This window comes from Bradyrhizobium sp. 613_E4_N2_2, from assembly GCF_052075995.1.
Taxonomy (GTDB): Bacteria; Pseudomonadota; Alphaproteobacteria; order Rhizobiales; family Xanthobacteraceae; genus Bradyrhizobium; species Bradyrhizobium barranii.
The window spans coordinates 4,939,082-4,950,812 of sequence record NZ_CP197234.1 but is presented as its reverse complement, the minus strand read 5'-3'; the positions used below and the strand labels follow the sequence as shown (position 1 = coordinate 4,950,812).

7 protein-coding genes are annotated in these 11,731 nt (G+C 63.4%); 4 read left to right on the top strand and 3 right to left on the bottom strand.

Annotated features, from left to right (window positions below):
- Positions 1-146: 146 nt before the first annotated feature.
- Together AB7290_RS23970 and AB7290_RS23965 are read left to right on the top strand one after the other, a co-directional pair.
- Positions 147-3,644 (top strand): autotransporter domain-containing protein, encoded by a 3,498-nt coding sequence (locus AB7290_RS23970; protein WP_441253992.1) that lies wholly within the window; start codon positions 147-149, stop codon positions 3,642-3,644.
- Between the two features lie 164 nt (positions 3,645-3,808).
- On the top strand, positions 3,809-4,513 hold the full coding sequence (locus AB7290_RS23965) for a hypothetical protein (protein ID WP_085399222.1): 705 nt from the start codon (positions 3,809-3,811) through the stop codon (positions 4,511-4,513).
- Between the two features lie 114 nt (positions 4,514-4,627).
- Here AB7290_RS23965 and AB7290_RS23960 read toward each other — a convergent pair whose 3' ends face one another.
- From AB7290_RS23960 to AB7290_RS23950, 3 genes are all read right to left on the bottom strand, one after another.
- A complete protein-coding gene (locus AB7290_RS23960; protein WP_085399221.1) occupies positions 4,628-5,611 on the bottom strand; it encodes a hypothetical protein in 984 nt (327 codons plus the stop codon).
- 221 nt (positions 5,612-5,832) lie between these two features.
- Positions 5,833-6,780, bottom strand: a complete 948-nt coding sequence (locus tag AB7290_RS23955; protein WP_161495765.1) for an MBL fold metallo-hydrolase — start codon at positions 6,778-6,780, stop codon at positions 5,833-5,835.
- A 71-nt stretch (positions 6,781-6,851) separates the two neighbouring features.
- Entirely contained in the window at positions 6,852-8,528 is a 1,677-nt protein-coding gene (locus AB7290_RS23950; RefSeq protein WP_085399219.1) for a winged helix-turn-helix domain-containing tetratricopeptide repeat protein, read from the bottom strand.
- Positions 8,529-8,765: 237 nt separating this feature from the next.
- On the opposite strand from AB7290_RS23950, the gene AB7290_RS23945 reads away from it, so the two are divergent.
- Together AB7290_RS23945 and AB7290_RS23940 are read left to right on the top strand one after the other, a co-directional pair.
- A complete protein-coding gene (locus AB7290_RS23945; RefSeq protein WP_085399218.1) occupies positions 8,766-9,716 on the top strand; it encodes a helix-turn-helix domain-containing protein in 951 nt (316 codons plus the stop codon).
- Positions 9,717-10,063: 347 nt separating this feature from the next.
- Entirely contained in the window at positions 10,064-11,686 is a 1,623-nt protein-coding gene (locus AB7290_RS23940; RefSeq protein WP_063983614.1) for an ABC-F family ATP-binding cassette domain-containing protein, read from the top strand.
- The last annotated feature ends 45 nt before the right edge of the window (positions 11,687-11,731 follow it).

Genomic DNA, 11,731 nt, shown 5'->3' with positions numbered 1-11,731 from the left:
GATGACCGATATTGGTCGGACACCGCGATGTTCCCCCGCTAAACCTGATTCCACAGAGCCCCGCTTAACGGGTCCATGCGCGACCGGCGCCGCAACGGCGCAATGGTATTTCAACGGTCGCTATTTGGGCTGCGGGGAGGTTTGGGTTGTCTTATTTTGTAGCGTCTGAAGGCGCGCTGAAAACCGGCGCGGCCGTTGTTGGGCGCAAGCGATCGATTAGCCGCTTTGCGGCGACCATGCGCGCGGCGCTGTTCGCCGGCGTCTTGCTCGGCGCGCTCGTGACCGGAGCGCGGGCCCAGACGGTGATCAACGTCACGGTCGCCAACGACACCGGCACCACCTCGGGGGGCTCGACTGGCGGCGCCGGCACGCTTAGCGCCGCGCTCGCGCAGATCAATGCTTCCACGCCCCCCGGCGGCTTCATCATCAACCTGCAGACCAATGTCACGCTGTCGGGGCCGCTGTCGCCGATCTTCAACTCGGTGAGCATCAACGGCAACGGCTTCACCATCAGCGGCAACAATTCGCAGCGCATCTTCATGGTCGGCGTCGACACCGCGACGCAGACCAGCGCGGGGGTGGCGGGCTCGATCATCGCGGACCGCCCTCAGGTGGCGATCAGCAACGTCATCCTGTCCGCGGGCCTCGCCCAGGGCGGCGGCAACGGCGCCGGCGGCGGCATGGGGGCGGGCGGCGCACTGTTCGTCAACCAGTCGGCCGACGTGACGCTGAGCAACGTCAGCTTCGCCAACAACAACGCGAAGGGCGGCAACGCAACAATCAACACGTTTCGCGGCGGCGGCGGCCTCGGCGGCAGCGGCGGCGGCAGCGGCGGCGGCGGCATCTTCGGCGGCGGCGGCCCCGGCGGCGGCGGCATTTTCGGCGGTTCCGTTGCCGCTGCCGGCGGCGGCGGCTATAGCGGCGCCGGCGGAAACGGCACGAACGGCACCGCGGGCCTCCTGTCGATAGCCGGCCTCAACGACGCCGGCGGCGCCGGATTTGGTGGTGGCACCACGGGTGGTGCCAATGGCGGCGGCGGCGGCGGTATCGGAAATGCGGGAGGGGGTGGCGGCTTCGGCGGCGCAAGCAGTTCCGGCTCGACCGGCGGGGCGGGTGGTTTCGGCGGCGGCGGCGGCACCGGCTTGAACGGCGGCGGCGGCGGTGGTTTCGGCGGCGGCGGTGGTGGTTTCAGCGGCCCTGGCGGCGCCGGTGGCTTCGGTGGCGGCGGCGGCGGTGGCGGCGGTGCGGGCGGCTTTGGCGGCGGCGGCGGTGGCGGCGGCGGCGCGGGTGGGTTTGGCGGTGGCGGCGGAGGCGGCGGGACCGTTGGGGCGGGTGGCTTTGGTGGCGGCGACGGCGCCAGTGGCGGGAACGGCGGCGGCGGCGGCATGGGCGGGGCGGTGTTCGTGGTCAAGGGCGGCTCGCTCACCATCAACGGCAACGGCTCGACCTCGGGCGGCAGCGTAGCCGGCGGCACCGGCTCCAATGGCGGCGGTGCGGGCTCGGCCTTAGGCACGGGCTTCTTCGTGCAGGGCTCGACGCTGACCTTCGGTGGCAGCGGCAGCTACACGGTGTCGGACGCCATCGCCGATCAGAACGGTTCCGGCGGCGCCGCGGCCTCGGACGGCCTCGGCGGCACCGGTGGATCGAGCGCCATTACCAAGAGCGGCATCGGCACGCTCAGCTTTTCTGGCGCCAACACTTATACTGGAGCTACGACGATCAATGCCGGCACGCTAAGGGGCGCTGCGGCGAACACATTCAGCGCTACGAGCGCGACGACAATCAACACCGGCGGCACGCTCGATCTCGGTTTGCTGGCACAAACGATCAATATCGTTTCGCTATCGGGCGGCACGTTGGCCAACGGCGCGTTGACCGGCGCAGTGACCTCAAGCGGCGGCACGCTGAACAGCCTCGGCGGCGGCATGACGCTGACGGTGAATAGCGGCGCGACCAATGTGACGGGCACCAACACCTTCACAGGCGCGACCACGGTCAACAGCGGCCTGCTCTCGGTCAACGGCACGAGCACGGCCAGCGCGGTGACGGTGAATGCCGGCGGTACGCTCGGCGGCAACGGCACGGTCGGCAACACGACCATCAATGGCGGCACGCTGGCGCCCGGCAATTCGATCGGTACGTTGACCGTGCAGGGCAATCTCGTGTTGACGGCCGCATCGAGCTACATGGTCGAGGTGTCGCCTTCGGCGGCCGACCGCACCAACGTCACCGGCGTGGCGACGTTCGGCGGCGCCACCGTCAAGGCATCTTTCGCAGCCGGGGCCTATGTCGCAAAGCAATACACCATTCTCAACGCCGCCGGCGGTATCGGCACCAGCACGTTCGGCTCGATCGTCAACACCAACTTGCCGGGTGGCTTCGCGTCGAGCCTGAGCTATGACGCCAACAATGCGTATCTCAATCTCGTTCTCAGTTTCGTGCCGCCGCCCGGGACGGCTCTCAACAACAACCAACGGAACATCGCCGACCCGATCGTCAATTTCTTCAACTCCAACGGCAGTATTCCGCTGGCGTTCGGCGGGCTGACGCCGGCGGGACTGACCCAGATCTCCGGCGAGACCGCGACCGGCTCGCAGCAGACGACCTTCAACGCGATGAACCAGTTCATGGGATTGCTGACCGATCCCTTCATCGACGGCCGCGGCGATGGCGTTTCAGCGGGGTCATCGGCGGGCGCATCGGCCTATGCCTCGCCGGACAGGTCGCGCTCCGGTGCGGCGCGGGACGCCAATGCGATGTTCACCAAGGCGCCCGTCATGGCCGATCCGTTCGCGCAGCGCTGGAGCGTGTGGGCGGCAGGCTATGGCGGCTCGCAGACCACGGACGGCAACACGACACTCGGCTCCAACAACACGACCAGCCGCATCGCAGGCATCGCGGTCGGCGCCGATTACCGTATCTCGCCGAATACGCTGGCAGGCTTTGCGCTGGCGGGCGGTGGTACGACCTTCAGCACCGTCAATGGCGGCTCTGGCCGATCCGATATGTTCCAGGCCGGCGCCTTCGTCCGGCACAATGCGGGTGCGGCATATCTCTCCGGCGCGCTGGCCTATGGCTGGCAGGACATCACCACCAACCGCACCGTGACGGTGGCCGGCATCGACCAATTGCGGGCGCAGTTCAACGCCAATGCGTGGTCCGGTCGCGTCGAAGGCGGCTATCGTTTTGTCAGCCCATGGATGGGCGGGGTGGGCATCACGCCTTATGCCGCAGGACAATTCACCACCTTCGACCTGCCTGCCTATGCCGAGCAGGCGGTAACCGGCGTCAATACCTTTGCGCTCGCCTACGCTTCGAAGAGTGTCACCGATACGCGCAGCGAACTCGGCCTTCGCAGCGACAAATCATATGCGATGGCGGACGGAATCTTCACGCTGCGCGGTCGCCTGGCATGGGCGCACGATTTTAACCCCGGCCGCACTATCGGTGCGACGTTCCAGACGCTGCCGGGCGCATCCTTTGTCGTTGGCGGCGCCGCGCAAGCCAGCGACTCCGCGCTCGTCACTGCTTCCGTCGAGAAGAAATGGCTGAACGGCTGGTCCGCCGCCGCCACCTTCGAAGGCGAGTTCTCTCAACTCACCACCAGCTACGCCGGCAAGGGCGTGGTGCGGTATTCCTGGTAAGTTGACGATTTCCGGTTTTGGCCCTTCGCATCATTTCGCTGTGCTGCGGAATTTGGTAGCTATCGGGGGCATAGCGGACTCTGGCAAGCCGACCGATCGGCTGATTTATGGGATCACGGCCTAGGTAGCCCGCGATTCTTTTCTGATTTTGTGGGCTTATTGAATTGCTGGACGGACTCTACAAGGTTGAATACGGCGTCAACGATGCGTTCGGCCGCAGCATCATGTGCCTGCATGACGGCAAGATGCTGGGCGGCAATTCGGCGTTCGCGCACCTTGGAACCTATGTCGAGCGCGACGGCGAGATCGTCGCCGAGGTGATCACCGAACGGCACAACGAGGATCCCAATCACAAGCCGCTGATGGGAGCCGATATCGCCTCGATCGGTGCGCGCGGGCGGCTCACCGGCAACCAGATCCGTCTCGAGGGTGGCGCGGACACCATGCCGGGCGCAAAATTCTGGGCCAATCTCACCCGGCTCGACGACGAGGGGTTGCCTCCGAGTGGTGCGGTCGGTCCGGGCGGCATCGCCAACGGACTCTATGGGATGAGCCTGCGCGCGCTTGACGGTGTCGATGCCGGATTATCGGGCGTGATGCTCCTGATCGACGGCCGCATCCTCGGCGGCGATGCGTTCTTCTACTATCTCGGCTCCTATTCCTCGGCGGACGGCCGCTGGAAGGGCGAGATGCTGAACCAGGAGCACACGCCGGCGAAGGGCGAAAACCCCGTGTTTGGCGGCTATGAGGTCGGGATCGGCTTCTCCGGAACCTGCACTGCGGATAGCGGTGAGCTCGAAGGCATCGCGCTCGCCGGCAAGCGCAGCCTGCGCCTTGCAGCCTCGCTCAAGCTGATGCGGCGGGCCTAGGACGTGCACTCATCGAAGCCGCGCCGGCTTGCGCCAAAAGTGACATCGAAGTGGTCTGGACGGATGTCGTCCTTGGGCCAGAGGCGGGGAGGCAGTTCTTCTACCACTCCCGCTTCACTTCATCGCAACATCGCGGTCGATGTCTTGCAGGTGCACGAAAGTTGCCCAGGCTTTTCGATATTCGCTGTCTGTGGGATCGATCCCAAGCAAGGCGCGACACGCCTCTTTGATTTCTTCCGACGAGGGACGCATCGCGACGTTTCCGGACAACTTGGCTTGGTTCCAGCGTTCCTCGACGCCGGTCGCCAAGGCGAGTGCTTCGGAGGGGCTCCGTTTCCGGGTTGACCTCGCCAAGGGGTGATCCGGAGGGAATTTGGGCCATGCGACGGGAGGCTGATCGGCTCGCCACTCACTCTCCTTGCCGGTCCCACGCTCTCCCGGCAAGTTTGCCTGGGCTCCATTGGCCGATTGAGGCGGGACAGTCCGTGCGCCCAGCTCGCGGAGCTGCTGCTCCATGGTCCCGCCGGACGCCGTTGCGCCTGCCGCAGGTGCACGCGTCGTCAGACCTGACACAGTTGAGGTGCCGGCCTGCGGAGCAACCTTCTGAACGGTTTGCGCAACGGACAGCATGCCAGGCGAAAGAGCAGGCTTCTGCTGCGCGACCTTGTCATTTTCAGTGGGGCAAGGCCGAAATCCCGAGCGCAGCTGCGTGATCCGGCCGTCGTCGTCGATGCGGGCAAAGTCAACGGCCACAGTGTAGACGAAAGCGGCATCGATGGATTGGCCGGATTTGTCTCTCGCGTTGACGGCGCCGCAGACATATCGCGCCGCGTCGGCCTCGACTGAGCGCAATGTGCTGAACTTGGCCGAGTTCGGATCGATCAGCGCATGTCGAACTGCTGCGCGCGCTTTCATGTGCTCGTTAGAGAAGATGCTGAGCACGACATCCGGATTGAACATGTCGGGCTGGTAGTACCACTTGTACTCCACAGCAAGGAATGCTGCGCCAAAGGCCGTCGCGATCAGGAAAGCAGATGCATTCATGGATTTGGTCGGGTAATGGAACCCGGTATGGTTGTTGTTATCTTCTTGAACCATTTACGATAGAATCCACTAACAATCCGTGAATTGGTTGCTCCCGCGATTTTCAACAACCGGTGGAAGAGCCACAGCTGGTTTTGCTCAAGGGGGCAGTTGCCGGTGCGGGAAGCACACTGAGCAAAGTCAACCAAGGGGGCACAGGCTGACGCCTGACGGGTGGCAGCGGCAGGTCCGCTGTGGGCCATAACCGGACATCAACCAGCGAAGGACCGTGGGTCTCACAGCACTGGCGTACACTGCATGTCTGCTCCAACGATGAGCGGCCCGTTGTAGGCAGTGCGCAAATCAGCGATGGCCGCATCGAGTTCAAACAGACCGAAATGACTGACGATGAGCTGCTTGACCGCAGCCTCTTGGGCAACGCGTCCGACGACTGCCGGTGTTGCGTGCAAGGGAACATTCGCACCGGGCGCGATTGCAAGATGCATGATCAGGAGGTTCGCGCCCTTTGCGAATTCGACGAAGCCTGGATCGGTGCCGTTTTGGTCGGAGCTAAACACGATCGACACATTTCCGGTCTGCACGCGATAGGCCAAGGTTGGCATATTTCCATGCGGGATTTTCCGTGCCGTGACTGTCGTTCCCTCGCGCTGCAAAACCACGGATGGATCGCTTTTGACAGCGTCAATCACTCCGACATCAAGTCGAACGCCACCCGCCACAACGCGCCCCATATCGGGCCGCACGCCGCTGCCCCCGTATGAGCCGCCTAACGCCGATCCGAGCACTGGAAATGCGCCAGTCTTCTCGTCAAAAAGCCTGTTGAGGAAAATCGCAAAGTCAGGGGCCGCATCGTTGCCTGTAGGACCGAAAACCTTGAGAGGTTCCTTGCGGACCTCGTGGCTCAGCCAAAGGAACGCTGGCAAGTCGGAAACGTGATCTGGATGAAGATGGCTTATTCCGACCATCCACAAGTCTTCGAGTTTGGCTTGCGATTCACCAAAGCGGTGTTGAGCACCACCGCCCATGTCGATGAGTATTCTTGCGCGCCCCTCGATCCAGACCAGATAACTCGTCGATGCCCGAGTGGGATTCATTCTGGGGCCACCAGAACCGAGGATTTGCACGTCGAGCGGCGTTGTGCCGCAACTCTGTCCGAAAGCGCTCAAACTGCTCAGTGACGCACAGAAAATCCCCAGCAAGAAAATAACCGGAAGCCGAACCATGAAGACACCCATGTTGTTCAAACAGAGTCTATCAAATCGGTCTTGCAAATTTCACGACAGGGCCGAGATGGTCATTCGGGCAGCCCTGCTTGCCGCAATCCTTCCTCATATCGCGCGACGTCCTCAGCACGTCGATAAGGGCCAAGCACATCTTTGAGATTGGAAACGCGCAGCGTGGGGCTGAGTTCTCTCAGCCGAGCCACGGCCTTGTGTGCTTGCTCCGGCCGACCGGCCATTGCGTTGCTTGCGGCGGTGATCCGTAATCCAGGCCGATAGTCCGGGTTGCACTGCAATGCCATTGCCGCCCATGATGCCGCTTCGTCATAGCGGTCCAAAAAGAAATGTGCATACGCGGTCCCGGCTCGCATGCCCATCAGCCACGGATCAAGTGGGCTCAGGCGAATGGCTCGTGCGAAGCGCTCGATCGCCGATTCCGGCTCGCCGAGCCAGAGTTTTACCCAGCCGCCGAAATTCCATGCCTCAGCCAGATTGGAATTAAGCGCGATCGCGCGATCAACTAAGCCGGCACCTACCCCGAGATCCCCAACAACAAACGCTAACGCATTCCCGCCAGCGGAGAGCGCGTTCGCGTCATCCTTGCCCAACTCAACTGCCCGTTGGGTGAGCTTCTTCACTTCGGCAATCGCGTTCGCCGTGTCCGGAATCCAGCCATTGATCCTGGCAATGAGGTAGCAAAAGGCTGCGCGACCGTAGGCGGTGGCAAATTCCGGGTCGAGCTCGATCGCGCGGTTGAACAGACGCAATGCCTCGTCGTTCGCTTGCCGGTTACCAAACTGATGAAGCCGGGCCAGACCGCGCAAATAGTGGGCATAGGCGTCGAGACTAGCGGTCGGCTTGCGTTTGGCGCGCTCGATCTCAGCTTTCTCCACCGCAGGCGCGATCGCCCCGACAACGCTTTCAGTCACCTGGTCCTGCAAATCGAAGATGTCGCCGAGCTCGCCATCAAACCGATCGGCCCAAATATGTGCTCCAGTAGCGGTATCGACGAGTTGTCCCGTAATGCGCACTCGGTTTGCCGCCTTGCGAACGCTCCCTTCCAACACGTAGCGCACCCCAAGCTCGCGCCCCACCTGCTTCACGTCGACAGCGCGCGCCTTGTAGGTGAAGCTGGAGTTTCGGGCGATGACAAATGGCGCCTTGAAACGGGACAGCGCCGTGATGATGTCCTCGGCCATTCCATCGGCAAAGTATTCCTGTTCGACATCGCCAGACATATTCTGAAACGGAAGCACCGCAATGGAAGGCCTGTCGGGCAGCGGAGGCGGACTCCCGGCCTCGGCAGCAAAAACTGGCGCAGCCTCTCGCGTTTCCGTCGGCGCATCGACCTCAAAGGCCCTGATTGGCTCCTGAATGTTCTTTACATGTTGAACGCCAAGATCCGTACCTGGGTCTGGGACCGAGGCTCGCGCGGGCAATTCTTCCTCGGTGATCTCGCCAACAAACCGGAAGCCTCTGCGAGAAACCGTCCGGATCAGGCGTTGCTCCTTGCCGGTATCCCCGATTGCCTTGCGCACGGCATTGACGTGGCTGGTCAGCGTGGATTCGGACACGATCCGTCCTTCCCACACCGCCTTCAGAAGATCGTCCCTTGTCACGACCTGTTCCCGGTTTCGGACCAGGAAGAGCAGCAGGTCGAACACCTTCGGTCCGATGGGGATGAGCTCGGAGCCTCGCTTGAGCTCGCGCCGGTTGGCATCGAGACAATAATCTTCGAATAGAAACGACACTTGTGATCCTTCCTGGACAAGAAGCCAAGGAAAACTCGATCGCAATTCAGGCCGGCTGCAAGGTCTTTTCCGTTCGAAACAGTACACATTTTCTCACCCTCCGGGAACGAGGGTTCGAGAAATGGTTGGCCCGCCTGCACTCGACGCGCACTGACGTTCGCAATCAACGCAACAAACCTGGCCGAGCCGAGGCACGGCTTACCACCTGCATCGCCTCCCGAGTGCGAGGATACGTTCATGAACAAGCATATCTTGCGCGCTTCCCTGGAGGATGCGTCAGTTGCGCCTGAGGCGTGCCAAGTCACTCCGGCTCATGCCGAGCGCCCTCCCGCCGGTGCAGAAATGGCGCGGGTGCTCGGGACCACGCCATTTCACATGGCTTTGGATTCCTCCGGCGGCGGAATCGCCCACTGGAAGCATGACCCGCTGCACGACGTCGTCGCGCCCATGAGCCATCACGTCATCATGGCTTACAACGGCACGGTGCAGCGCATGGAGCGGCGGATGGGAAGCGCGGTTGCGATCGGTACGTTTCGTCCCGGAGTCGTGATCATCATCCCCGAAGGATCGAGCTCCCGGTGGGATATTCCGAAACCTGTCGATGTCATCCAACTCTATCTTCCGCACGCCACGCTCGAGCGGGTTGCAGGCGAGGTCGACAGCGCCACCTCGACCGATCTGCTGGAGCGAACGGCGCATCCCGACCCCATTACATCCCGATTGCTCCTGACCGCGACCGACGCCGTGGTGGGCAATGTCGTCGTGGATACACTGTTCAGGCATCAGCTGATGGACCTCTTGGCCACGCGCCTGCTGGCGGCGCATGTCGGCGCGCCGTCCACGTTCCAGCCGACGCGGGGCGGCCTCTCACCGGTCGTATTGCGCCGCGCCATCGAGCGCCTGCACTCGGACATCGACGCTGACGTATCGCTCGCGGCGCTCGCTTCTGATGCCGGTCTTTCGCGATTCCACTTCTGCCGCGCCTTCAAGGAAAGCACCGGGCTTTCCCCACATGCCTGGCGGCGCCAGCAACGGCTCGAGGAGGACAAAAACATGCTGCGCGGCACCGACGCGTCGGTCCTCTCGGTCGCGGTCGCGCTCGGCTATTCTTCCCAGACCGCGTTCGCCGCCGCCTTCAGGAAGCTGACCGGGGACACCCCGAGCAATTGGCGACGGCGTGCACGTTGACAGCATCGCCTATGCTGGGAACAGCATCATTGCGAGAAAGGCTCCCGGATGCAGGCGGGCAAAAGAAGGTCCCATGACCGCTATGGGTCACAAGCCGACGCCTGACGGGCGGTAGCGGCAAGTCCGCTATATGGGACATTGGCGGACGTCACGCCTTGCCGCTCGGACAGCGCGCTTCGGCTGGAAGCGGACAGCGAGACGGCAGGCAGCGGGCGCGAAGCGTCGCGTCGGGATGAATTACAGGAAGCTGGCGTCTGGTGGGGTGGAATCCGGGCCCGGCCGGGCTTCCCCTGGCGGCCCGTATGGCCTATGACGCTGCAACGCAACATTCCCCCCAAAAAGACCCCATGATCCGCCTCGACAACGTCAGCAAGCAAGCCGGCCACCAGATCCTGTTCATCGAAGCTTCCGCCGCCCTCAACAAGGGCGAGAAGATCGGCCTCGTCGGCCCGAACGGCGCGGGAAAGACCACGCTGTTCCGGATGATCGCCGGTGAGGAACTGCCCGATGAAGGGCAGGTTTCGACCGATCGCGGCATTACCATCGGCTATTTCAACCAGGACGTCGGCGAGATGAGCGGCCGCAGCGCCGTGGCCGAGGTGATGGATGGTGCCGGTCCCGTGAGCGAGGTCGCAGCCGAATTGCGCGAGCTCGAGGCCGCTATGGCCGACCCCGACAAGGCCGACCAGATGGACGAGATCATCGCGCGGTATGGCGAGGTGCAGCACGCGTTCGAGGAGCTCGACGGCTACGCGCTCGACGGCCGCGCGCGCGAGGCGCTGTCCGGCCTCGGCTTCAGCCAGGAGATGATGGACGGCGATGTCGGCAAGCTTTCCGGCGGCTGGAAGATGCGCGTGGCGCTGGCGCGTATTCTCTTGATGCGCCCCGACGTCATGCTGCTCGACGAGCCGAGCAACCATCTCGATCTCGAAAGCCTGATCTGGCTGGAAAAATTCCTGCACGATTTCGAAGGCACGCTGCTGATGACCTCGCATGATCGCGAGTTCATCAACCGCGTGATCTCCAAGGTGATCGAGATCGATTCCGGCTCGCTCACGACCTATACCGGCGACTACGAGTTCTACGAGCAGCAGCGGGCGCAGAACGAGAAGCAGCAGCAGGCGCAGTTCGAGCGCCAGCAGGCCATGCTCGCCAAGGAGATCAAGTTCATCGAGCGTTTCAAGGCGCGCGCGTCTCATGCGGCCCAGGTGCAGAGCCGGGTGAAGAAGCTCGACAAGATCGAGCGGGTTGAGCCGCCGCGCCGCCGCCAGACCGTGGCGTTCGATTTTCCGCCGGCGCCGCGCTCGGGCGAGGACGTCGTGGCGCTCAAGAACGTCTACAAGGGCTACGGCAGCAAGCGCATCTATGACGGGCTCGATTTCATGATCCGCCGCAGGGAGCGCTGGTGCGTGATGGGCGTCAACGGCGCCGGCAAGTCGACGCTGCTCAAGCTCATCGCCGGTGCGAGCGAGCCGGACGAGGGCACGGTGGCAGTCGGCGGCAGCGTCAAGATGGGCTATTTCGCTCAACACGCGATGGATCTGCTCGACGGTGAGCGCACCGTGTTTCAGTCGCTCGAAGACCAGTTTCCGACCGCAGGGCAGGGGTCGTTGCGCGCGCTCGCCGGCTGCTTCGGCTTCTCCGGCGACGACGTCGAGAAGCGCTGCCGCGTGCTGTCGGGCGGCGAGAAGGCGCGCCTGGTGATGGCCAAGATGCTGTTCGACCCGCCGAACTTCCTGGTGCTGGACGAGCCGACCAACCATCTCGACCTCGCCACCAAGGAGATGCTGATCACGGCGCTGGCGGATTTCGAGGGCACCATGCTGTTCGTCTCGCATGACCGCCACTTCCTGGCGACGCTGTCGAACCGCGTGCTGGAGTTGACGCCGGAGGGCATCCACCAGTTCGGTGGCGGCTACACCGAATATGTCGCGCGCACCGGGCAGGAAGCGCCGGGGTTGCGATCTTAATTGGAAGCCGTAGCCCGGATGGAGCGAAGGGCCATCCGGGATTCG